The following is a 22,874-nucleotide window of genomic DNA, read 5'->3' as shown; positions in this document are numbered from 1 at the left end:
GGCCGGGCGCGCGTGGAGCGGGAGCGCGCCGAATGCGGCGATGCTTGACCTCGGCGACGGACGCTCTAAAATGCGGCTCCCCGCCCGAATAGCTCAGCCGGTTAGAGCACTTGACTGTTAATCAGGGGGTCGTTGGTTCGAGTCCAACTTCGGGCGCCAGATTCAAACAAAGAACCCGCCGAAAGGCGGGTTCTTTGTTTGTGCGCGTCGCAGGGATCAGAAGCAGCGCGCGGGCGTGGCGCTGGCGGTTCCGCTCACCGTCTTCGTCCCCTTCTGGTCGATTCGCATCGTGCCGCACTCCGTGTCCTTGGCCGCCTGCGTGCCGCGCGGCGTCGCGGCCAGCGTGTAGCTGGTGGCTGCAGGGCCGGCCGAGAAGCCGAAGGAGTAATGCGAAGCCAGTTCGGTCGTGCAGCCCGTTGCAGGCAACGCGGCGCCCGTGTAGCCCATGTTCGTCGAGTAATAGCGCTCCATGAACTGCGCCTGCTCCATGAGGCACGCCGCGCCGGCCGAACGACGCGCCTTGATCGTGTACTTGATGTACGCGGGATAGGCGATGCTCGCGAGGATCGAGATGATGACCACCACGATCATGATTTCGATCAGGGTGAAACCGCTGTTACGTGTCTGCATTGCGCCTCCGGTGATCATTGTGCGGGCACCACTTCGCGCCAGTTGACGCGGCTGGGCGTGCCACCGGACGGCGTGACGATACCGTTGCTCTCGGTATTGCCGCTGCCGCCGCCACCGCCGCCGCCACCGCCGCCGCCGCTCGAGAACGCGCCTGTGCCGACGGTGGCCAGGGCGTTCGTGATGTTCACTTCGGTCGGCATGCCGCCGGTGACGCCGATCGAGCCGATGACCCCGGTGCCGCCGGCATTGCGCACTGTGCCCGTGTCGGTGAAATAACCCGCGGTGGCCGGGCTCGTACCGGTGAACAGATTGAGTGCATTGGTGTAACCGCTACCGGTCACGCCTTCGCAATCGCTGCCGGTTGCCGGAATGACCGACGAGAGGAACATCGCCGTTCCATAGATCGTGGGCGCCGAAATCACGCGTTCCGGCACGGTCAGGTCGATGTACCAGCCGAGCTTGCCATCAGGCAGCTGGGAGTAGTTCTCGAAACCGCGTGCGGTCTGCCCCGTCGAGGTCGTACCGGTGTACGGAATCGTTCGCTGCTGCAACTGGGCGCGGCCCGTGATCAAGGCGTTCCGATCCATGATCCCGTAGATGGTCTGCGTCAGCTGCGTCGCCACGCCCGGCACGTCGTCGCTCGTGATGAAGCGACCGGTTCCGAAGCCCACGAAAAGGGTCCCGGTCCTCGGATCGCGACCCACGCCCAGACCGCCCGAGATCGGCTGCGGGTTACCGGCCGAGTCCTTCGCCTGGAACAGTTTGGTGGCGGTGGCGGGAACGGCCGCGCCGCTGAAATCCCAGCGCCACACGTTGCCCTTGAGGTCACCGCCGTAGACGACGTCGACCTTGCCATCGCTGTTCAGATCGGCCATGCCCAGTGACATCAGACCGTTGCCACCGCTGCTGTCGACCACCAGCCGGCTGGTGGAGGCGATGCCGCCCGTCGCGTTGAGCTCGTAGACGAACAGGGCCGCCGAACCGTTCGGGCTGTCCACGCCGTTGGGAACGAACGCGTAGATCTTGTCGCCGTTGCCCTTGCGGATACGGATCGCGCCGAGGACGTAGCCCATGTCCTTTTCGGTGGTCACGTCCTGCGTCGTGGCGTCCCACAGCACCTTGGTGGTCGACATCGCCGTCGGGTCCGTGACGTCCAGCGCGAACACACCACGCCCGCCGCGGCCGAGGGCGCCGACCAGGATGTTCTTGCCGTTGCCCTGCATCGCCCGGCTCGTGACGTCCATCTGGCCATCCACGAAGTACCGATGCTCGTAAGAAGTGGCACTCAGGCTCGCCATCGCGGCGAAGTCGACGCCCTTGGGCACGTAGGAGAACAGCACCTTGCCGTTGCTGGCGTCGATGCCGTGCAGCATGCCGTCGTTTGCACCGATATAGACGCTGTTGGAATCCTTCACGTAGGCCGGCGACGAATCGACGATGTCGCCGATCGGGTAGGCGCGCTTGCGCAGCGTCCCGCCCACCTTGCCGAGTTCCTTGCTCTGATCGCCCTTGAGGTACGCGATGTTGTCGATCGCCGTGACTTCATCGGCCTGTCCCGTACGTGCCGCGAAATCGCTCGCTCCTGCGACCGAATTGCCGAAGACGCCGGGCGTGCCGCCCTTGCTGGTGAGCACGGTCCGGCTCGCGAACGCCTGGTTGACGCCGCCCGACGCGAATGTATTCGACAAGGTCCACAGCGACGTGTCCGAAACGCCGGTGAGCGACGCATTGAACGGGCTCGCGATGAGGTCGCCGACCCAGCTGCTCGAGGTGAAGCCCGCGACGAACGTCAGCGTCGCCGTATCCGTCTTGGTCGAACTCGAGGCGATGTTAGAACCCGAGGCGCTGCGCGAATCGATGGCGGCGAGGGCTGCCTGCAGCGCCGACGCGAACCTGTCGGTGTCGGTCGCGACGACGAAACTGCCATGCCCGTTGATCGACGCATGCCACAGGTCGTCGATGCGCTGCTTGCCGTCGCTGTTCGCCCAACCGGCATTGCCGTACGCGTCACTCAGCCAGACGTCCGGAAACGGGTTCGGCGGCGCGAGATTGGGGTCGTAATTGCCCTGGAGACCGATCGAAACGCCGAATGTGACCATGTGCTGCCAACTGGCCGGATCGGCCGAGCTGGTCTTGACGTTGTTCGCCATTCCCGTGCGCAGGTCGTTCTTCCAGAAGTAATAGCCGACGTCCGCCAGGGTGTAGGCGATGTTGTCCTGGTACGGATAGCCGGCACCCGAGTCGACGTTGCCACTGCCGTTGCCGGCATTGGATCCGTTCGAGTAGCGCTGGATCGCAGCTCCATCGAACCCCGATTTGTCGTTCCAGTAGCCGTCGGTCGTCAGGATCGCGTAGTTCTGCCGGCAGGTCAGCATCGTTCCGTCGGAATTCTTCCACGGATTGTCGGTGCCGAAGTATCGACCCGCGCGCTGCAGCGCGCCATGCACCGGCGTGCCGTTCGACGCGATCGCGCCCTGAAGCTTGCTGTAGAACGTGGTCCGATTGGTGACGCTCGACCCGCTGTCCTGGAACAGCCCGTTGTTCGACTGGTACGGACTGGGATAGGCCGGCGTACTACCGGTGACGTTGGCGGTCGAGCCGCCGCGATTCCAGATCGTATCGAAGCCGACACGGTAGTTCTTGCCGAGGCGACCGAACGCCTCAGAGGCGCCAGCCTTGGCCATCTTGTTGCGTGTACGGTGGTACTGGTACCAGTTCGCGAAGTTCTGCAGTTCCTCCGCTTGGGTACGACCTGTCGGAGTAGCGTCCTGCCAGCGCTCGGCGGTGACCGAGGTCGTGACCCTTATATCTCTATTTCCGTTACCGGATCGGGAATTGAATACCTGCACGTAAATCGTGCTTACCGTCGCGGTGAATGAAATCGACTTCGGATCGTTCCCCGAGGTATCTGAGAAAAGGCGATTAGAGCAGCTACTGTTGGAGTAGACGTAAAGTTCCGACGCAGTGTGCCCGCCGACATCTACCGTGACGGTGTCACCGATCGCGACATCAGCACGCAGGCACGTGCCTTCCTGCTGCTTGCCGATGGTTTCCGTCTTTGTGGCAGCAGTTCGGAAACTCAACTGTTTTTGCACCGCGCCTTGACTGGGGGAGCTTGAGGCCGCGATGCGGTACTTGTCGTAATTGCTCGGATTCGTCCCAGGGTTGGCGACCTTGGGAACATAGAAGTAGGAGTCCACGTCGCCCCGCAAGTCAATGTAATCGGCACTCGGGCTCGTTGCATTGCTCGCGGCCGCCTTGAAGTTTGCATCGGAAAGGCGGGCATTGAGGTCCGTGCTCGCGGTACGCCACGGCAAGTAGGTCTTGGCCGGGTTGTAGTACAGCGTGTTGTTGACGTACGAACGATCGGTGACGTTGTCGCCGAGCGTCGCCTGATCGGTCGGCATCATCGGGAATGCCATCGACCCCGAATCGTCAAGGATCAGCAGGATGTTCGGCGGAATCGAGTTTCCGCCGGTCAGCAGTGGATACTGTGGAAACGACGTCGTCGCCGCTCCCGCGGACGAAAGCGCGAGTGCCAGCAGGGTGCCGACGGCGCCGATATGCACCTGGCGCGACATTGATCCGTTGGTCATGATCTTCATGATGCGCTCCATCAGCGCCGATACAGCGACTGGACGATCACTTCCCCGTCGCCATTCGGCATCGCGGCGTAGGCGGTGATGCGATACACGCTCTGGCTGGCAACACCAATGCACGGCTTGGACATGTCGACGCATTCACTTCCGCCGCCCACGCCGCTGGTCGTCGTTCCGAAGTTCTCGATCACGAACTTCGGCTTGACCGAGATAGGGCCGACCGGCACCGCAGCGCCTTCCTGGAATCCGGTCTGCCCGTCGTTCCAGAAGCCATCGGCAGTCCACGCGGGAACGGCGGGCGGCAGCACCATTGCACAGCGCCCCGCGCTGCAGCCGGCGGCGGCGGGAAACGCGAGCGTGCCATCGCGGGCGATGATCTCGGCCTGGCGAAGGCCCGCCTCCGCCACCTGGAACGCGCGGCTTCGGGCGGTGATGTTCGTCGCCATGCGCTCCTGCATGATCGCGCCCCGCATCGACGCGAGCCCGAGCAGCGTGATCACGACGAGCAGCATCAGGACGACGAGCAGCGCCGCGCCCGATTGGCGTCCGCGCGGTTGACCGATGAAGGATCGGGTCTTCATTGGATGTCCTGATGATTCCGGAGTGCGATGTAATCGTTCAGCTGGCGGGTCAACGGAGCGTTGTTCGTCCCCTGGCGCTGCGTGTCGGATAGCGCGCCCTGCGCCGCGACGAACGTCATCTGGACGTGGACCGCCGTGACTCGCGACCAGTCAGCGACGGCCGTGGCGCTGACATAGTTGGCACCGTTGCCCACCTTGTAGCTGATGTCGAGGCCGGTCACGCCTTCCGCGATTTCGCTGCGGACGCCACCGACGGTGCGGTAGAGCGACTGCCCGTTGCGACCGTTGGCCTCTAGCGTCCACAGGGCATCGGTGGGAGCGACGATGTATGCGGGCGACTGGCCGATCCCCGCGGGGCAGTTCGCGAAGTCGGTCACGGTGGGTGCGACGGGGACGGTGCCGAGCCAGAAGCAGTAGCCGGGACCCGAGCTCGCGGCCGTGCACTTGGTCGGATCCGGCGTCGGCGTGAATCCGGTGCCGCAGTTGGCGGCGCTGTCGTGGCCAACGGTCGATCCGCCCGCCGTCACGCCGCTCGCGGAGAACACGATCCCGTAGTCGGTATTGCAGAGCATCAACAACTGGCCATTGACCAGGCCCGCCGTATTGCCCGCCACCGTGATGGGGTCGGCCGGCTTCTTGTGCTGGGTGACGCTGTAGACGTTGCCGATCGCCGAGTACAGCGTGATCCGGTCCGCATTACCCGCTTCCGTTCCGACCAGCGCGTCGGCGAAACGTCCCCAGTAGGCGGCATCCGGCGCGCTCAACTGCAGGATGGGACGGACGGTGGACGTGAATCGCAGGCAGGGATTGGTGCCGGCTTCACGGATGTCGCGCGTCAGCATCTCGAAGGCGCTGCGCTGGTTTTCCTGGATGCGGTTGATGGCCTCGGTCGAGCCGTAGACACGCTGGTTCGACAGGAAGATGCTGCTGGCCGCGCCCACCACGAGCAGGCCGAGCATGAGCGCGACCATCAGCTCGATCATGGTGAAGCCGCGCTGCGCGGCCCTGGATGCGGAATGCGTCATAGCTGGCTCGTGATTTGGATTTCGGCAAGCGGACCGAAATCTCCGGTGGCGCGTGTATCGCTCCATTGCACGCCGACACTGCAGGTCATGTTTCCTGCCTGGCAGACGACGCGGCCTTTCGCGTCGGGGGCGACCGTGGTCTTCAGGCTGTCCAGCCAGCCCATCATCGTGCCGGGCGCGCCGGAGCCGTCGCCGGCCGTGTAGATGTTGGTGTTGTACGTGCCGAGGTTCGCGCGATCGGCCCGGATGATGTCCATCATCGAGTAGATCTGGATCGCCGCCTGCGTCCGGCTCGCCGAACTGCCCGTGTTCTTTAGGGTGATGGCCTGCAGCGCGGCGATGCCGAGCAGGCCGATCGCCAGCACGAGCACGGCGATCATGACCTCGATGAGGCCGACGCCGCGTTGGCGCGCAGGCACTCGCATTGGTTTGAGTGGATGCATGGGAGCCTCAGTTGTCCGCAGGTGCGCTGCAGGACGATGACGCAGGCAGGCGCTTGGTGCTGATGCGTCCGACGCTCGCGCTCACGTCCACCGCGTTGTCGTTCGGCAGGTCCGGCGAGCACACGCGGATCGTGCCGCCCGCCGCGGCGCCGGCCGCGGAAAACCCGCTCGGCCGGAAGGTGAACTTGTTGGACGCCGCCGCGAGGTTCGCGCTCGGCGTGACGACGAGGTTCGGCTGCAGGATCGTGTCCCGGAGGACCGTGGTCACGCCGTTCTTCGTCACGAACGCGACCCAGCGATTGCCGGCGGCGGCCGCGCAGGTGGCGCCGTTCGCGGTGGGGCAGACGGTCGCGCTCGCGCGGCTGCTGATCGCCGCAGCGCGTGCGATCTGGAGGGTGGCCACCATCTCGTTGGCCGACGACGTCAGGCGACTCCGGCGGACCATCTTCGAGAAACTGGGGACGGCGATCATCCCGACGATCCCGATGATCGCCACCGTCACGGCCAGCTCGACCAGGGTGAATCCCCGGCCGCGACGCCGAAATACGCGTTTACCGCTGCGTGGCAGCATGTTCCCTCCCGATTCCCGCACACGTACCCTAAGGCCGCGCCCAGTGTCTAACCATGCACGCCCGACGGGTGGGCCATTCCCCGGGGTGGACGGTCCAACCCGCCGCCGTCCCGCGCTACCGCCGGCGTTCCCGGCGCAATGATGAGCCCCGGCATGCCCGATCGTCGACCGCTCGATGCCCTCTTCCAGCCGCAGGCGATCGTCGCCGTGATGCTGTGCGGGGAAGCGCTGGCCCTGCTCCTCACGCTGGCGCCCGGCCAGCCTTCCGGTTCTCGGCTGGTCTACTTCGGACTCGCATCGCTCGGCATCCAGTGGACGGCACTCGCGACCCTCTGTGCGATCTACCTGGCGCGCCGCCCCCTCGCACGGCTGCCTTCCACTTCGATCGCGTGGGTCTGCCTGGGTGCGTGGCTGGCGATGACGCTGCTGGTGTCGCTCGCGGCGGCCCATGCCGTCGCGATCGTCGGCGACGAACCGGATGGAATGACGCGATTCGTCCTGCGCATGCTCGCGCTGTCGGCGATCGTGGGGCTGTTCGCACTGCTCGCCTACCAGAACTACTGGCGCGCCCGGCAGTTGCTGGTGCGCGCGAAGCAGTTGGAGCTCGAGGCGTTGCAGGCGCGCATCCGGCCGCATTTCCTGTTCAACACGTTGAACACGGGCGCCGCCCTCGTGCATGCGCGACCCGACGAGGCGGAGCGCGTCCTGCTCGATCTCGCTGACCTGTTCCGCGCCGCACTGCGGGGGCCGGAACTGGTACCGCTGTCGCAGGAACTCGAGCTCACCCGCCGGTACCTGGAGATCGAATCGCTGAGATTCGGGCCTCGGCTCAATGTGCGATGGCACCTGCCCGACGTCGTCCCGGACGCGCTCATTCCTTCGCTTTCGTTGCAGCCCCTTGCGGAGAACGCGATCCGGCACGGCATCGAGGGCCTGCCGGACGGCGGCACGATCGACATCGACGTCCGACCGGCGCGTGGAAAGGTCGAGGTGACCGTCGCGAACGACGTCGCGCCAACGGCTCGCAGCGCGCGCGGCCACGCAGTGGGACTGGCATCGGCGCGCGAGCGGGTGCACGCCCTGACCGAAGGACGCGGCCAGGTCGAGATCGAGAGCGATGGCGGGCGTTACGTCGCCCGCGTCACGCTGCCCCTCATCGCCGAGGGCGCGAGCAAAGCCTGAGAAGCGCTGGCCCGCTCAGGTCACCACGCGGTAGCACGGCCTGTAGTCGCCGGCGATCTTCATGCGGTGCTGCTGCACGAACGCACGCAGCAGCGCGTCGAGCGCCTGCATGATGTCCTCGTCGCCGTTGATCTCGAACGGACCGAATTCCTCGACGCGACGGATGCCGTCTTCCTTCACGTTGCCGGCGACGATGCCCGAGAACGCGCGACGCAGGTCCGCGGCGAGCTCGTGCGGCTTGCGGCCGTGGTGCAGGTCCAGCGCGGCCATCGCCTCGTGCGTCGGCACGAACGGACGCTGGAACGCCAGCGGAATGTCGATCGACCAGTTGAAGAAGAACGAATCGCGGTGCGAGATGCGGTGCTCGCGCACGCGCCGCAGCCCCTTGGCCATGCGACGGGCCACCTCGCCCGGCTCGCCGACGATGATCTCGTAACGCGAGGTCGCCGCTTCGCCGAGCGTGAGGCGCAGGAACTGGTCGATCTGCTCGAAGTACGGCGCGGACGCGGTGGGGCCGGTCAGGATCAGCGGGAACGGAAGCTCGAGGTTTTCCTCGCGCAGCAGGATGCCCAGCAGGTACAGGATCTCCTCCGCGGTGCCGACGCCGCCCGGGAACACGATGATGCCGTGGCCCATGCGGACGAACGCCTCGAGGCGCTTCTCGATGTCCGGCATGATCACCAGGTGGTTGACGATCGGGTTCGGCGATTCGGCCGCGATGATGCCCGGCTCGGTGATGCCGATGTAACGCATGCGGCGGCGACGCTGCTTCGCGTGGGCGATGGTCGCGCCCTTCATCGGGCCCTTCATCGCGCCAGGGCCGCAGCCGGTGCAGATGTCGATGCCGCGCAGACCGAGCTCGTAGCCGACCTGCTTGGTGTAGAGGTATTCGTCGCGGTTGATCGAATGGCCGCCCCAGCACACCACCAGGTTCGGATCGCCCGGCTGCAGCACGCGCGCGTTGCGCAGCAGGCTGAACACGGCGTCGGTGATGCCTTCGCTCTGCTCGATGTCGCGCGCGGAGTTGTCCCCGAGCTCGATCGCGGTGTACGCCAGATCGCGCACCACGGCGGCCAACAGCTCGGCGACACCGTGGATCAGTTCGCCGTCGACGAATGCCATCGCCGGCGCGTTGAGCAGGTCGATGCGGACGCCGCGGTCCTGCTGCTGCACCTGGATGTCGAAGTCGGGGTAGAGCTCGCGGGCGGCGCGCGGATCGTCGCTCGTGCTGCCGCTGGTGAGCACGGCCAGCGCGCAGCGGCGCAGCAGTTCGTGCATGCCGCCGCTGGAGGCGTCGCGCAGGCGTGCGACCTCGGTACGGGACAGGATGTCGAGGCCGCTGCGCGGATAGATCCGTGCATCGACCGTGGGAAGCGAAACCGCGGTGGGTACGTCGAGTGCTGCGTTCATGTCATCGGTCTTCATTGATCGGGCGACTCTAGCGCAGCACGGCGGACAAAGGAAAACGGCCGGGTTTCCCCGGCCGTTTCCGTTACATCGTCGACGACTGCGATCAGAACTTGTAGCGCAGCGTCAGCAGGGCCGACCAGCGCTGCGAGGGCGAGATGCTCTCGTTCGGGCGCAGGGCCTGCGGCGTGTACACGCCGTTCTGCAGGTAACGCGAGATGTCGTACACGTACTTGCCGTTCTGCACGCCCGCCTCATCCGCCAGCACGCGCTCAAGCGGGAACGACGCACGGTACTCGACGCCCCAGTTGTTGTTGAGCATGTTGAGGAAGTTGAAGATGTCCAGGCGGATCTCGCCCTTGTGACCCTTCATGAAGCCCGGCACTTCCTGCGAGAAGCTGAGGTCGAGCTGGTGCACCCACGGAGCGCGGTCCTGGTTGCGCTCGAAGATCTGGCCGCGGTAGCGCGCCAGCTCCGGGTTCGAGGCGATGTAGTCGAAGAACGACTGGATCGCGGCCTGCGAGGTGCCGTTCACGAACTGCACGTCCTGCGGGCCGGCCGGGATGTAGGCCAGGTCGCGGAAGTACGAATCGCCGTTCACGTCGTTGCCGAAGATCCAGCTGTACGGCGCGCCGTTGTGGCCGTCGTACAGGGCCGAGACGCTCGTCGCGTAGCTGCCGAAGAACCGGTGCTGCCAGGTCACCTGCGCGAGGACGCGGTTCGGGATCTCGTAGTTCGAGGTGCCCTCGTAGTCGTCGTTCGGGTTGATCCAAGAACGGTTCTGGAAGCTCGAGTTCGCGACGCTCGACGCACCCGGATTGACGTCCGTGGCGCGCGTGAACGTGTAGGCCAGCGAGGCGCTCCAGTCGTTGGAGAACGGCTTGCGCAGCGAGAGCGTCAGGCTGTCCGACTTACCCTTGTCCGTATTCGTCAGCAGGATGACCTGCTGGCCGAACGACGGGTTGGCGTTCCAACGGTTGGTGTTGGCGCCGCCCGGGGCCGCGTTCGGCGTACGTGCGTAGCTCAGGCGACCGTCCGGCAGCGTGCCGGTCGGGGCACCGAGGTTGAGGTTGTCGTACTTGATGCCCTTGACGACGTCGATGTGCTGCAGCTCGGCCGTCGCGACCGTGCCACCGAACCACGGGAAGGTGTGGTCGATGCCGATCGTGTACTTCGCGACCGACGGCATCTGGAACTCGGGGTCGACGACGCTGACGTTCATCTGCGACGTGCCCAGGCCCGGAGGCGTGAGCGTGCCGCCCGGCACGTTCTGGTTGAACGGATCGGCGCTGAACGCCGGGTCCGTCGGCAGGCGACGGCGGTTCACGTCGTAGCTCGCCACGGCGACGCCGTTGTTCGAGTACGGGTTCGCGACCCACACGGCCGGCGTGTTCGAGACGAACAGGCCCGCGCCACCACGCAGCTGCGTGGATTCATCGATCGTGTAGTTGAACGACGCGCGCGGCTGCAGCACCGAGTTGCCGTCGATGGTGCCGGTGTTCGGATAACCGTAACCGCCGGTGGCTGCCGCCGCGTTGGACGGGTTCGTGCGCAGGCCGCAGACGGCCGGCGTGCCCTGCGGGCCGACGGCGCCCGGCGCCGCCGCGAAGCACGGATTGAGCGTCGGGTCCGGGGTGACGTGCGGCATGTCGTAACGCAGGCCGTACTGCAGCGACAGATCGTCGTTGACCTGCCACGTGTCCTGCAGGAACAGGCCGTACTGCGTCAGCTTGAACTGGGCGGCGACGTTGGTGAGGTCATAGCCCGGCGCCGGGAGCGCCACGCGGTAACGACGGTACGTACCCGACTGGAAGTCAGCGATCGAGTTGAACTCGTACGAACCGTAGTAGTTCTGCAGGAACAGGTTGTAGAAGTCGTCGCGCTGGTAGTCGAAGCCGCCCTTGATGACGTGGTCGCCCGCGTACCAGGTGCCGGCGAAGTAACCGTTCCAGGTCTTGACCGCGAGGCGGTTGGCCTGCGTCGAGAACTCGGTGCCGAGCGTCACGCCCGGGCCGGTATCGGCGCCCGACGTGCGGATGGTCACTTCCGGCTGCGCGCCGCCGACCAGCGGGTCGCGGTTCTGCGTGAACTCGTTGTAGCCGATCGACGCTTCGGTCGAGAAGTTGCTGGTCCAGTCGTCGTACAGGCTCAGCGCGTAGCTGGTGTTCTTCTTGTCGAGGACGTACCAGTTGCTCGACAGCGGCAGGCGCGGGTTGGCGCCGGTCGTCGTCGCGTTGGTGATGATCGGCTCGATTTCCTTCGTCTCGCTGAGACGCAGGCTGGCGCGATGCTGGTCGTTGATGTTCCAGTCGAACTTGACGAGGCCGCGCTTGCTGTCGGTGTTGACGTTCGAGGCGGTCAGGCTGCCCGGGTTCAGGCCCTTGGCCGTCGCCGCGGCGATGATCGCGTCGAGCTGCGCCTGCGTGACGCCCGGCACCTTGAGCGTGGCGTTCGAGTCGGACGTGCCGTACGGCGCGCCGGGGCTGGTCTTCTCACCTTCCTCGTAGCTGGCGAAGAAGAACAGCTTGTCCTTCAGGATCGGGCCGCCGAGGGTCGCACCCTTGGTGGTGTCCTTGCCGAAACCCGTCCACTTCGCGTCGGACTGGTTGCGGCCGATCATGTTGTCGGCGTTCTGGTAGACGTAGTAGACCGAGCCGTGGAAGTCGTTCGTGCCGCTCTTGGTGACGGCATTGACCCACGCGCCGACGCCGCGACGGGTGGCGACGTCGTAGTTCGCGGTCGAGATGTTGTAGCTCTCGATGGCGTCCTGCGAGATCGGGGTGCCCTTGGTCGGCAGGCCGTTGTCGTTCAGGCCGAACGGGTCGCCCGCCTGGATGGTGTCGACGGTGATGCTGTTGTAGCGGAAGTTCTGGCCGTTGGCCGAGAACGCGCCGCGGTCGCGGTCGGTGATTACGACGCGGGGATCGGCACGCACGACGTTCTGGATCGAACGGTCCGGGGCCGGCATGCGGTCGAGGTCACGACGCGACAGGTTCGTGCTGATGCCCTTCATGTCGGCACCGAAGTACTGCGACGTCGCCTTGCCCTTCACCACCACCGAGCCGAGCTGCACGTCGGCGCTGGCCAGGTGCAGGTCGACGTCCGCGACCTGGTCGAGGGCGAGGTACACGCCTTCCTGGCGACCCGTACCGGCGCCGGCCTGGTTGATCGTGATCGTGTACGGACCGCCGACGCGCAGGCCGCGCGCGTTATAGCGGCCGTTCGCGTCCGTCGTGGCGTGGCTGATCGTGCCCGATTCGACGTGCGTGATCGTGACGTCGGCGCCCGCGACGGGACGGCCGCCGGCATCGGTCACGGTGCCGCCGAGACCGGCGGAGGTGCTCTGCGCGAACGCATTCGCAGCAGCCAGAGCGGTGAACAGGCCAAGCGTCAGCTTGGACAGCCGGAGACGGCTGGTATGGGACATACAAAGGCCTCGATGGTCACGGCAGACGGAATGGCACGCTCGGGGCTCCCCGCCCTGATCGTGGTTAACATCAGGTTAACATGGTAGGCACGGCCGATGACAGTGCCATGACACGTTTCGTGGCAGCCCCGCGACCGGCGGCTGAAACCTTCAGCGCAGGTAGGTCGACAGGCCGTCCAGGAACATCTGGACCGAAATGGCGACCAGCAGCATGCCCATGAGCCGCTCGAGTGCGGTCAGCACCCGCGTGCCGAGGAACCGGTAGAGCACGGTCGCCGAGAACAGGATCGCGGCGGTCGCCGCCCAGGCGATCAGCAGCGCGATGCTCCAGTCGTCCAGCCGCCCCGGCTCGTTGCTGCCCATCAGCATGACCGCCGCCATGCCGGACGGTCCGGCGATCAGCGGGATCGCCATGGGGACGATGAAGGGCTCGCCGTCCGGGATCTCCCCCATCAACCCTTCCGGCGGCGGGAAGATCATGCGGATGCCGATCAGGAACAGCACGATGCCCCCCGCGATCGACACCGACTCCTGCCGCAGGTGCATCAGCTCGAGCGCGTACTTGCCGCCCCAGAGGAACGCGGCCAGCACACCCAGCGCGATCAGCAGCTCGCGCGCCAGCACGATCCGCTGGCGCTTCGGCGGCAGCACGCGCAGCAGGCTCAGGAACACCGGGATGTTCCCGAGCGGGTCTAGGATCAGGAACAGCAGCAGCGCTGCGGAGGCGATGGTCATGCGGCCGCGCCCGGGAGGACCGGCGACGGCGCCCAGACCTCGCCGCGGTGTGCGGCGCCGGCCGGCGCCAGCAGCGTGACCGCGGCCGGCGCGTACAGGGAAGGATCGACCGCCTGCCGGTCGGTTTCCTCGACCCACGCGCGTGCGCGCAGCGTCGTCCGCATCGGGCCGGGCATCAGGCCCGCGACGCGGACCGCGCTGTTGGCGAGCTCGGCGTGGAGGATCCGCACCACGCCCTGGAGCGCGAACTGCGAGACCCCGTAGCCGCCCCAGTAGGCCGCGCCGACGCGCTCCGGCGCGTCCAGGGTGAACACCACCGCCGCATCGGGGGCCTTCGCCAGCAGCGGCAGGAGCGCCTGCGTCAGCCACCACGGCGCGGTCAGGCCGACGTGCAGCGAGCGTGCGAAGTCCGCGGGATCGGCGTGCACGACCGGCGTCAGGCCGCGGAACTCGGCCGCGCAGTGCACGACGCCGTCCAGCCGGCCGAGCTCGGCCTCGAGGCGCTCGGCGAGCTGCGCGTAGTCGTCGGGCGAGGCGCCTTCCAGATCGAGCGGATACAGCGCGGCCTGCCCGCCGGCGGCCGCGATGCGGTCGTAGAGCCGGTTGAGGCGCGGCACCCGGTGGCCGAGCAGGACGACGGTCGCGCCCGCCCGCGCACAGGCTTCGGCCACGGCGCTGCCGAAGCCGCCGTGCGCGCCGGTGACGAGCACCACGCGACCGTCGAGCACGCGATCGATTCCGGCCGTCACGAGGCCTGCGTCTCGCTGATGATCCGCGCCAGCTCGCCGGAGTCGAGCAGCTCGAGCGTGATGTCGCAGCCGCCGATCAGCTCACCGTTGATGAAGAGCTGGGGGAACGTCGGCCAGTTGGAGAGCCGCGGCAGGTTCGCGCGCACTTCCGGATCCTCCAGCACGTTGACGGTGTGCAGGTCGGTGGCACCGGCCGCACGCAGCGCCTGCACCGAGCGGCTGGAGAAGCCGCACATCGGGAACTGCGGCGTGCCCTTCATGAAAAGGACGACGGGGTGGCGGTCGATTTCCGCCTGGATGCGCTCCATGACGTTCATGGCCGGCTCCTTGTATGCATGCGGCGGCCGCGGCGGGCCGCGGCGTCGGCGTGGGGATAGAATGGAAAATTGTACGCCTCCCGTCCCCGCAAGGAGTTGCCGCATGGCCATCGAACTGCCTCCCCTGCCCTACGACCGCGCCGCGCTCGAGCCGCACATGTCGGCCGAAACGCTCGACTACCACTACGGCAAGCACCACAAGGCGTACGTCGACAACGCCAACAAGATGATCGAGGGCACCGAGTTCGCGGACATGCCGCTGGTCGACATCATCCGCCGCGCGCAGGGCCCGCTGTTCAACAACGTGGCCCAGGTCTGGAACCACACGTTCTTCTGGAACTGCATGAAGCCCAACGGCGGCGGCGAGCCGACCGGCAAGCTGCTGGATGCCATCAACCTCGCGTTCGGCGACTTCGCCACGTTCAAGGACGAGTTCGCCAAGACCTGCGTCGGCACGTTCGGTTCGGGTTGGGGCTGGCTGGTGCAGCGTCCCGACGGCTCGCTGGCGCTCGTCAGCACGTCGAACGCGAACACGCCGATCACCGGCGACGACACGCCGCTGCTCACCTGCGACGTCTGGGAGCACGCGTACTACATCGACTACCGCAATGCGCGTCCGAAGTTCGTCGAGGCCTTCTGGAACCTCGTCAACTGGGACTTCGTGGCGTCGAACATGAAGTGATCCGTCGCGCGACGGATCGAACGGACGGCCGGGGCGACCCGGCCGTTCGCGTTTCGGGCACCCGCGACGCCGACGGCCTCAGGCCTCCGACAGCCGCTCCACCACCGGCGCGACCTGCGCCTCTCGTCCCAGCGCTGCGCCGACGCGCAGCAGCGCCTCCGCCAGCGTGCGATCGTCGTCCGCGCGCAGCGTCGCGTGGCCGACCTTGCGGCCCGCACGCGGTTCCTTGCCGTAGTCGTGCCAGTGTCCGCCGGCCTCCTTGAGCACCGCGCGCGCGTCCGGCATTTCGCCGATCCAGTTGAGCATGCAGGCGCGGCCGACCATGCGCGTGTCGCCCAGCGGGAGCCCGATCACCGCACGCAGATGGTTCTGGAACTGCGACGTCTCGCTGCCTTCGATCGTCCAGTGCCCGGAGTTGTGCACGCGCGGCGCCAGCTCGTTGGCCAGCAGATCGCCATCGCGGCAGAACAGCTCCAGGGCGAACACGCCCACGTAGTCCAGCGCGTCCGCCAGGCGCCGCGCGTGCGCCACCGCGCGCGCCTCGAGCTCGGGTTCCACGCGCGCCGGCGCGAGACTCGCCGACAGCACGCCGTCGACGTGCCAGTTCTCGGTCAGCGGCCACGCGCGGAACTCGCCGTCGCGACCGCGCACGGCGACCACCGACAACTCGCGCTCGAACGCGACGAATCCTTCGAGGATCAGCCCCACCTTGGGCGCCTGCGCACCCAGCGCGGCCCAGGCGGCATCGACGTCGGCCGCTTCGCGGATCCGGAACTGGCCCTTGCCGTCGTAGCCCAGCCGGCGCGTCTTGAGGATGCACGGCGTGCCGATCGCATCCACCGCGGCGCGCAGCCCGTCGAGCGTGTCCACCGTGGCGACCGGCGGAACCGGGATCCCGAGGTCGCGGAAGTGCGTCTTCTCGGCCAGGCGGTCCTGTGCGATCGCCAGCGCGCGCGGGTTGGGGAAAACGTCGACGCGCGCGGCCAGCCATTGCGCGGATTCGGCCGGGACGTTCTCGAAATCGAAGGTGGCGACGTCGACGCGCGAGGCGAATTCGGCGAGCGCGGCCTGGTCGCGGTAATCGCCGACCACCATCGGTGCGAACTGGCCCGCGCACGCGTCCGCGACGTTGTCCATCACCAGGAAGCGCAGGCCCAGCGGCGCGCCCGACAGCGCGAGCATGCGCGCGAGCTGGCCGCCACCGAGGATGCCGACGGTGGTCATCGGCGCGGGTCGTCGTTCTGCAGGACGTCGGCCGTCTGCTGCGCGCGGAACGCATCGAGCCGCGCGGCGACGTCCGGCATCGAATCGGCGAGCATCGCGGCGGCGAAGAGCGCGGCGTTCGCGGCGCCCGCCTGGCCGATCGCGAACGTCGCCACCGGCACGCCGGCAGGCATCTGCACGATCGACAGCAGCGAGTCGAGGCCGTTGAGCGCACGGCTCTGCACGGGAACGCCCAGCACCGGCACCGGCGTCTTCGACGCGATCATGCCGGGCAGGTGGGCCGCGCCGCCGGCGCCCGCGATGATTGCGCGCAGGCCGCGATCGCGGGCGGTGGCGGCGTAATCGAACAGCACGTCCGGCGTACGGTGCGCGGAGACCACGCGTACCTCGTGCGGCACGCCCAGCGCCTCGAGCCGGGTCGCCGCATGCTGCATCGTCTCCCAGTCGGAGCGGCTGCCCATCACGATGCCCACCACGGGCGCTTGAGCGGTCGGTTCGACAGCGGCCATGCGTCACTTCCGGGTCAAAGACGTATTCTAAACGGCCCGCCCGCGAATGCCCGCCATGGACCGCAAGCTGCTCGACCTGCTGGCCTGCCCGACCACCCGCCAGCCGCTCCGTCCGATCGACATGCGGATGCTGCACGACCTCAACGCGGCCATCGCCACGGGTGGCGTGAAGCGCGGCGACGGCAGCCCGCAGTCGTCGCCCGTCGACGCGGCGCTGGTCACCGCCGACGGTCGGATCGCGTACCGCGTGGACGATGGCATCCCCGTGCTGCTGGCCGAGGAGTCGCTCGACCTGTCCGCGGTCGGCATCACCGCGGCATGAACGCGTTCGACGTGCCGGCACCGGCCGTCGTCGAGGCGGACGTCCGCCGTGCGCTCGACGAGGACGTCGGCGCGGGCGACGCCACCGCCGCCCTGCTGCCCGATGTCCCGGACACCGCGTACCTGCTCTGCAAGGAACCGGCGGTGGTCTGCGGGCGGCCGTGGTTCGACGCCTGCCACCGGATGCTCGACCCCGACGTGGCGATCGCCTGGCACGTCGCGGAGGGCGACCGCGTGCGCGCCGGCACGCTGCTGGCGACGCTCGGCGGCCGCGCGCGCGCGCTCGTGAGCGCCGAGCGCGCCTCGCTCAACTTCATGCAGACGCTGTCGGCCACCGCGACGGCCACGGCCGCGCACGTCGATGCCGTGGCCGGCACCGGCGCGAAGATCCTCGATACCCGTAAGACGATTCCCGGCCTCCGCGTCGCGCAGAAATACGCGGTGCGGGTCGGCGGTGGCACGAACCACCGTATGGGCCTCTACGACGCGGTGATGCTCAAGGAAAACCACATCCGCGCGGCCGGCTCGATCGCACGCGCGGTGCAGGCGGCGCGCGAGCGCTTCGACGCGCTGCCGGTCATCGTCGAGGTCGAAACGCTGGACCAGTTGCGCGAGGCGCTGGACACCGGCTGCGACCGCATCCTCATCGATGATTTCGACGCGGCGACGCGACGCGAGGCCGTCGCGATCGCAGGCGGGCGCATTCCGCTGGAAGTCTCCGGCGGCGTGGATCTCGAGGGATTGCGGGCGATCGCCGAGGACGGGGTCGACTGCATCTCGATCGGCGCGCTCACCAAGCACGTCCGCGCGATCGATCTGTCGCTCAAGCTGGGGCGAAAGCCCGCCTGACGCCTCGTCTCAGAGCGCGAGCACGATCGCGCCGGCCAGCAACGCCATGCCGATCGCCAGGCCCCAGAGCAGGCGAGGATCCATGCGCGTCGGCGATTCGGGCTGCGGCTCGGTTTCGTCCGAGGGCGCGGTCGACATCAGGCGGAAGCGCAGCGTGTCGAAGCCGATCTCGTCGCCGGCATGCGCTTCCCCGTGCAGGATCCGCTTGCCGTTGAGGAACGTGCCGTTGGTGGAGCCGAGATCCTCGATCTGCACGCTGCTGTCGCTCGGCACGAGCCGCGCATGCACGCGCGAGATGCCGTTCTCGTCCAGCCTGAGCGTCGACTCCGGCGCGCGGCCCACGGTATTCACCGCGGTGAGCGGGAAACTGCGGCCGAACAGGTGACCGGTCACGCCGCGCAGCAGGAAGCGCGGCAGCGCCGCGCGCACCGTGGTGGCGAACAGGTCGTCGTTGGCGGAGACGGGCGCACCCGCGGCACGACCCACGGCAACGTTCTCCATGCCGGTCAGGCGAGCCTCGAAGCGGTCGAAGCTGACGCGGTCGCCGTCGCGCAGGGCGATCAACCCGCGCACGGGCGAGCCGTTGACCGCCACCGACGCTTCCGCAGGGACATCGAGCATCACGCCATTGGCCGTGACGTGCAGCTGGCAGTGACGCGGCTGCACGCCGGGCCGGTCGAGCACGATATTGGCGTCGGGCGCGGAACCGACGCTGTTGACGCCCGGCTGCAGGATGACCTGGGGGTGTTCGCCGCCCGGAAACACCAGTTTCATCGATCGCCCCTCTCGACCCGTGGCCGCCCCTTGTCGCGGGCGTTTCAAGCCGCCACAGTAACAAAATGCCGTCGTTGATCGTATTGATGCTGGTCGCCGCCGCGGCGGTCGCGTTCTGGAACGCGAGCCGCGCCGCCACCGAGCGCGCACGCGAACTGGGGCGCGACGCCTGCCGCGCCGCCAACGTCCAGTGGCTCGACGAAGCCGTGCATGCGATCGCCCTGCGACCCTGCCGGCTGCGGCAGGGTCGACTGGGCTGGGAACGCACGTTCCGGTTCGACTACTCGGTCGACGGCCGCGACCGTCATTCCGGTCGCCTGGTCCTGCGGGGCGATCGACTGGTCAGCTTCGTCGGTCCGCCCGCCCCGGAACCGCTCGCCTTTCCCGCGCGATCGTCGCCGCGCCCGTAACGCGTCGCGAGCGGTCGCCTTGCGGGTCCGCCCGACTACTTGACGATGCGCAGGTGGCCGCGACGCGGCGGCGTCGGGGGCTCGTCGTCGGGCCGGGTATCGTCGCCGGCGTCCTGCACGAGCTCGAGCGAGGGCGTGGCCTCCTCGTTCCCGTCGACGGTGATGCCCGGCTCGGCCTCGTTGCCCTCGTTTTCCGGCGGCAGGGCCATGCCCTGCCCGTTCTCGCGGGCGTAGATCGCGAGGACGGCGCTGACCGGCACCGAGACGGCATGGCTGACGCCGCCGAAGCGCGCGCTGAACCGGATCGTGTCGTTGGTCATTTCCAGGCCGGCCACCGCGCGCTGCGCGACGTTGAGCACGATGCGGCCGTCTTTGACCGCGTGGCGGGGCACCTGCACGCCGGGACGCGTGGCATCCACGAGCAGATGCGGGGTGAGGCCGTTGTCGGCGATCCACTCGTACAGCGCCCGCAACAGGTACGGGCGGTGACTGGTCATTTCGAATTCGTCCGTCATCGGCGCAGTGTAAGCGAGCGCTCCGGCGATGGCCCCAAAAAGAAAACCCGCCGGTAGGCGGGTTTTCGGGGCGGCTGGCGACGGCCGATCAGGCCGGAAGATCGCGGAGCTTGCGCTCCTGCTCGGTCAGGCTGCGGGTGAAGCCCGGATTGCGGAAGATGCGATTGCCGTAGTCCTCGATCGCCTTGCCGTCCTTCGGCAGCGGCACACCCAACGCCGGCAGGCGCCAGATGATAGGGGCCATCGCGCAGTCGGCCAGGCTCATCTCCGGGTTCAGGAAGAACTTGCTCGCCTTGAACAGCGGGACCGATGCCGTCAGCAGCTCCTTCAGCCGCTTGCGGCCGGCTTCCTGCTGGGCCTTGTTGCCGAGCTGGATGGCCTGGACCTGCGGCACCCAGTCGTGCTCGAGCCGCAGCATCGCCAGGCGCAGGCGCGCGCGGGAGAGCGGATCGACCGGCATCAGCGGCGGGTGCGGATAGCGCTCGTCGAGATATTCGCTGACGACGCTCGCCGCGTAGAGCACGAGGTCGCGCTCGACCAGCGTGGGCACCGACTGGTACGGATTCAGGTCGACCAGATCCTCCGGCGGATTCTGGGGGTCGACCGGAATCAGGTCGTACGTCACGCCCTTGGCCGCGAGCACGAGGCGCACGCGGTGGCACAGGACGCAATCGGTGGAGGAAAACAGGGTCAGGGTATTACGCATGCGTGGACTCGCCGCCATCGTCGACCTCGATCGACCGGAAACCGCCGGCCGTAAGGCGCCGCCCACCCCGTGCGGGCGGTCGCCAACGGTCCCGAGTCGCGGCGATGCGGCATCCCGATTCCCCGGATGCCGCGACCGCGATCAATGCTCCACGTCGCGCCAGTATTCCTTCTTCAACATCCAGGCGAGGAACGTGAGCAGGGCCAGGAACAGGACCACCCACACGCCGATCGACTGGCGCTTGAGGGCCGCAGGCTCGCCGGCATACTCGAGAAATGCTGTGATGTCGCGCGCCGCGCGATCGTAGCCCTGCGCGTCGAGCGTACCGGGCTGCGTGATCTTGAGGCCCAGCACCGGGCGCTCGCCGGTCGCATCGGGCTTGCCGAACTCGGCATGCTGCAGACCCTGCAGCTGCCAGAGCGGGTTCGGCATCGACACGTTCGGGAACACGGTGTTGTTCCAGCCGACCGGCCGCGACTCGTCCAGATAGAAGGACTTGAGGTACGTGTAGACCCAGTTCGGGCCGCGCACGCGCGAGATCAGGGAAAGATCCGGCGGCTGCTTGCCGAACCAGTCGCTCGACTGGGCCGGCATGGCGACGTCGATCGTTTCGCCGACCTTCGCGCCCGTGAAGTTGAGGTTCTTCTGCACCTCGTCCTCGGTCAGGCCGAGGTCCTCGGCCATGCGCGAGTAGCGCAGGTACTTCAGCGAGTGGCAGCCCGAGCAGTAGTTCATGAACAGCTGGGCGCCGCGCTGCAGCGATGCGCGGTCGGTGATGTCCGTGCCCGCCGGCTGGAGGTTGCCCTCTTCTTCGGCGAACAGCGGCATCGATACGGCGAGGCCGAGCACGAGCGTCGCAAGCGATCGCAGAACGCGCATCTTCATGGATCCGGCAGGCGGGTTGAGGGAAGCAGCGGCGAGGGACGTGTCAGTCATGCGTCGTCACCCGCTCCGGCACCGGCTTGGTCCGATCGAGCTTGGTCCAGATCGGCATGGTGATGAAGAACATGAAGTAGAAGAACGTCAGCACGCGGCCGATGTACGTCTCGTTGATGTCCGTGCCGGGGCCCGAACCGATCTTGCCGAGCCACAGGAAGCTGAAGGCGAGCAGCAGGAACATCGTCTTGGCGAGCGCACCGCGGTAGCGGATCGACTTGACCCGCGCCTTGTCGAGCCAGGGCACCAGGAACAGCAGGGCGATCGCGCCGAACATCACCATGACGCCGCCGAGCTTGTTCGGCACCACGCGCAGCATCGCGTAGTACGGGGTGAAGTACCACGTGGGCTTGATGTGGGCCGGCGTCACGAGGCGGTTGGCCTCGGTGAAGTTGTCGTGCTCCAGGAACAGGCCGCCGACGGTGGGCTCGAAGAAGATGATGAAGGCGGCCAGCATCAGGAAGAAGCCGACACCGACCATGTCCTTGACCGTGTAGTACGGATGGAACGGGATCGAATCGGTCGGCGCCGTCGGCGACCAGCGATTGCCCTTCGGACCGTACTTGATGTCGACGCCATCGGGGTTGTTCGACCCGACCTCGTGTAGCGCGCCGAGGTGCAGCACCACCAGCAGGAGCAGGACGAGCGGCAGCGCGATGACGTGCAGCGCGAAGAAGCGGTTGAGCGTGGCATCGGACGGCAGGTAGTCGCCCATGATCCACTCGGTCAGGCCGTTGCCGATCACGGGGATCGCGCCGAACAGCGAAATGATGACCTTCGCGCCCCAGAACGACATCTGGCCCCACGGCAGCACGTAGCCCATGAAGGCTTCGGCCATGAGGGCGAGGTAGATCACCATGCCGAGCAGCCACACCAGCTCGCGCGGCTTGCGGTACGAGCCGTACATGAGGCCGCGCCACATGTGCAGGTAGACGACGATGAAGAAGAGCGAGGCGCCGGTGCTGTGCATGTACCGGATCAGCCAGCCCCATTCGACGTCGCGCATGATGTACTCGACCGACGCGAACGCTTCCGCGGCGCTGGTCTTGAAGTGCATCGTGAGGAAGATGCCGGTGACGATCTGGTTGACCAGCACCAGCAGCGCGAGCGAGCCGAAGTAGTACCAGATGTTGAAGTTCTTCGGCGCGAAGTACTCCGACATGTGCTTCTTGTAGGCCACGCCGGCGCCGGGCGCGCGGTCGTTGAACCAGTTGACGAGGCCCGCGACGAGCCCGGTCGCGGCGTCGTTCGGCGCCTGCTTGGTGTCGTTGTTGGTGGCCAT

23 protein-coding genes and 1 tRNA gene are annotated in these 22,874 nt (G+C 67.4%); 6 read left to right on the top strand and 18 right to left on the bottom strand.

Annotation, left to right across the window (positions count from 1 at the left end; all coding sequences use genetic code 11):
• Positions 1-82 precede the first annotated feature (82 nt).
• A tRNA-Asn gene (locus tag E4F61_RS03605) sits at positions 83-159 on the top strand.
• 57 nt (positions 160-216) lie between these two features.
• Here E4F61_RS03605 and E4F61_RS03600 read toward each other — a convergent pair.
• Genes E4F61_RS03600 through E4F61_RS03575 form a run of 6 tightly spaced genes read right to left on the bottom strand, consistent with a single transcriptional unit; the run spans position 217 to position 6,849 of the window.
• Entirely contained in the window at positions 217-630 is a 414-nt protein-coding gene (locus E4F61_RS03600; RefSeq protein ID WP_133478304.1) for a type IV pilin protein, read from the bottom strand.
• 14 nt (positions 631-644) lie between these two features.
• Positions 645-4,235: a pilus assembly protein gene (locus E4F61_RS14985; protein ID WP_162301393.1), complete on the bottom strand. Its 3,591-nt coding sequence runs from the start codon at positions 4,233-4,235 to the stop codon at positions 645-647.
• 11 nt (positions 4,236-4,246) lie between these two features.
• The gene (locus tag E4F61_RS03590) at positions 4,247-4,810 is read right to left on the bottom strand and encodes a pilus assembly PilX family protein (RefSeq protein WP_133478302.1); all 564 of its coding nucleotides are present in this window, start codon (positions 4,808-4,810) and stop codon (positions 4,247-4,249) included.
• Positions 4,807-5,835 carry a PilW family protein gene (locus E4F61_RS03585; protein ID WP_162301392.1) on the bottom strand — a complete coding sequence of 343 codons (1,029 nt, stop codon included), beginning with the start codon at positions 5,833-5,835 and terminating at the stop codon, positions 4,807-4,809. Before E4F61_RS03585 ends, E4F61_RS03590 begins: the two co-directional genes overlap by 4 nt.
• On the bottom strand, positions 5,832-6,278 hold the full coding sequence (gene pilV, locus E4F61_RS03580) for a type IV pilus modification protein PilV (RefSeq protein WP_133478300.1): 447 nt from the start codon (positions 6,276-6,278) through the stop codon (positions 5,832-5,834). Before pilV ends, E4F61_RS03585 begins: the two co-directional genes overlap by 4 nt.
• 7 nt (positions 6,279-6,285) lie before the next feature.
• Positions 6,286-6,849: a pilus assembly FimT family protein gene (locus E4F61_RS03575; protein ID WP_133478309.1), complete on the bottom strand. Its 564-nt coding sequence runs from the start codon at positions 6,847-6,849 to the stop codon at positions 6,286-6,288.
• Between the two features lie 153 nt (positions 6,850-7,002).
• Here E4F61_RS03575 and E4F61_RS03570 point away from each other — a divergent pair, with 153 nt between their 5' ends.
• Positions 7,003-8,031 (top strand): sensor histidine kinase, encoded by a 1,029-nt coding sequence (locus tag E4F61_RS03570; protein WP_238382783.1) that lies wholly within the window; start codon positions 7,003-7,005, stop codon positions 8,029-8,031.
• A gap of 15 nt (positions 8,032-8,046) precedes the next feature.
• Here E4F61_RS03570 and ppnN read toward each other — a convergent pair whose 3' ends face one another.
• From ppnN to grxD, 5 genes are all read right to left on the bottom strand, one after another.
• Positions 8,047-9,441 carry a nucleotide 5'-monophosphate nucleosidase PpnN gene (ppnN, locus tag E4F61_RS03565; RefSeq protein WP_133478298.1) on the bottom strand — a complete coding sequence of 465 codons (1,395 nt, stop codon included), beginning with the start codon at positions 9,439-9,441 and terminating at the stop codon, positions 8,047-8,049.
• Between the two features lie 103 nt (positions 9,442-9,544).
• Positions 9,545-12,865, bottom strand: a complete 3,321-nt coding sequence (locus tag E4F61_RS03560) for a TonB-dependent receptor (RefSeq protein WP_133478297.1) — start codon at positions 12,863-12,865, stop codon at positions 9,545-9,547.
• A gap of 150 nt (positions 12,866-13,015) precedes the next feature.
• Positions 13,016-13,600 (bottom strand): YhgN family NAAT transporter, encoded by a 585-nt coding sequence (locus tag E4F61_RS03555; RefSeq protein ID WP_133478296.1) that lies wholly within the window; start codon positions 13,598-13,600, stop codon positions 13,016-13,018.
• On the bottom strand, positions 13,597-14,349 hold the full coding sequence (locus E4F61_RS03550) for an SDR family NAD(P)-dependent oxidoreductase (RefSeq protein ID WP_238382782.1): 753 nt from the start codon (positions 14,347-14,349) through the stop codon (positions 13,597-13,599). The genes E4F61_RS03555 and E4F61_RS03550 overlap by 4 nt, the downstream gene beginning before the upstream one ends.
• Positions 14,346-14,666, bottom strand: coding sequence for a Grx4 family monothiol glutaredoxin (grxD, locus tag E4F61_RS03545; RefSeq protein ID WP_133478295.1), 321 nt, complete (start codon positions 14,664-14,666; stop codon positions 14,346-14,348). Before grxD ends, E4F61_RS03550 begins: the two co-directional genes overlap by 4 nt.
• Before the next feature lie 103 nt (positions 14,667-14,769).
• On the opposite strand from grxD, the gene E4F61_RS03540 reads away from it, so the two are divergent.
• A complete protein-coding gene (locus E4F61_RS03540) occupies positions 14,770-15,348 on the top strand; it encodes a superoxide dismutase (RefSeq protein WP_133478294.1) in 579 nt (192 codons plus the stop codon).
• A gap of 78 nt (positions 15,349-15,426) precedes the next feature.
• On the opposite strand, the gene E4F61_RS03535 is transcribed toward E4F61_RS03540, so the two are convergent.
• A complete protein-coding gene (locus tag E4F61_RS03535; RefSeq protein WP_133478293.1) occupies positions 15,427-16,572 on the bottom strand; it encodes a 5-(carboxyamino)imidazole ribonucleotide synthase in 1,146 nt (381 codons plus the stop codon).
• Positions 16,569-17,081 carry a 5-(carboxyamino)imidazole ribonucleotide mutase gene (gene purE / locus E4F61_RS03530; protein ID WP_133478292.1) on the bottom strand — a complete coding sequence of 171 codons (513 nt, stop codon included), beginning with the start codon at positions 17,079-17,081 and terminating at the stop codon, positions 16,569-16,571. The genes E4F61_RS03535 and purE overlap by 4 nt, the downstream gene beginning before the upstream one ends.
• Before the next feature lie 55 nt (positions 17,082-17,136).
• Here purE and E4F61_RS03525 point away from each other — a divergent pair, with 55 nt between their 5' ends.
• On the top strand, positions 17,137-17,403 hold the full coding sequence (locus tag E4F61_RS03525; protein WP_133478291.1) for a Trm112 family protein: 267 nt from the start codon (positions 17,137-17,139) through the stop codon (positions 17,401-17,403).
• Complete coding sequence (gene nadC, locus E4F61_RS03520; protein ID WP_133478290.1) at positions 17,400-18,251, top strand: carboxylating nicotinate-nucleotide diphosphorylase; 852 nt, start codon at positions 17,400-17,402, stop codon at positions 18,249-18,251. Before E4F61_RS03525 ends, nadC begins: the two co-directional genes overlap by 4 nt.
• Positions 18,252-18,260: 9 nt before the next feature.
• Here nadC and E4F61_RS03515 read toward each other — a convergent pair whose 3' ends face one another.
• Positions 18,261-19,025, bottom strand: coding sequence for an FHA domain-containing protein (locus E4F61_RS03515; RefSeq protein ID WP_133478289.1), 765 nt, complete (start codon positions 19,023-19,025; stop codon positions 18,261-18,263).
• A 65-nt stretch (positions 19,026-19,090) separates the two neighbouring features.
• Here E4F61_RS03515 and E4F61_RS03510 point away from each other — a divergent pair, with 65 nt between their 5' ends.
• Complete coding sequence (locus E4F61_RS03510) at positions 19,091-19,435, top strand: DUF3301 domain-containing protein (RefSeq protein ID WP_133478288.1); 345 nt, start codon at positions 19,091-19,093, stop codon at positions 19,433-19,435.
• Between the two features lie 35 nt (positions 19,436-19,470).
• Here E4F61_RS03510 and E4F61_RS03505 read toward each other — a convergent pair whose 3' ends face one another.
• The 4 genes from E4F61_RS03505 to E4F61_RS03490 form a co-directional block, all read right to left on the bottom strand.
• Positions 19,471-19,950, bottom strand: a complete 480-nt coding sequence (locus E4F61_RS03505) for a ClpXP protease specificity-enhancing factor (protein ID WP_133478287.1) — start codon at positions 19,948-19,950, stop codon at positions 19,471-19,473.
• An 88-nt stretch (positions 19,951-20,038) separates the two neighbouring features.
• The gene (locus E4F61_RS03500; protein WP_133478286.1) at positions 20,039-20,674 is read right to left on the bottom strand and encodes a glutathione S-transferase N-terminal domain-containing protein; all 636 of its coding nucleotides are present in this window, start codon (positions 20,672-20,674) and stop codon (positions 20,039-20,041) included.
• 123 nt (positions 20,675-20,797) lie between these two features.
• The gene (locus E4F61_RS03495) at positions 20,798-21,541 is read right to left on the bottom strand and encodes a cytochrome c1 (RefSeq protein WP_425480100.1); all 744 of its coding nucleotides are present in this window, start codon (positions 21,539-21,541) and stop codon (positions 20,798-20,800) included.
• Between the two features lie 43 nt (positions 21,542-21,584).
• Positions 21,585-22,874, bottom strand: coding sequence for a cytochrome b (locus E4F61_RS03490; protein ID WP_133478285.1), 1,290 nt, complete (start codon positions 22,872-22,874; stop codon positions 21,585-21,587).

Source organism: Cognatilysobacter segetis (genome assembly GCF_004359965.1).
Taxonomy (GTDB): Bacteria; Pseudomonadota; Gammaproteobacteria; order Xanthomonadales; family Xanthomonadaceae; genus Cognatilysobacter; species Cognatilysobacter segetis.
Note: the sequence above shows the minus strand (reverse complement) of the source record. Positions and strands in the feature narration are given on the sequence as shown.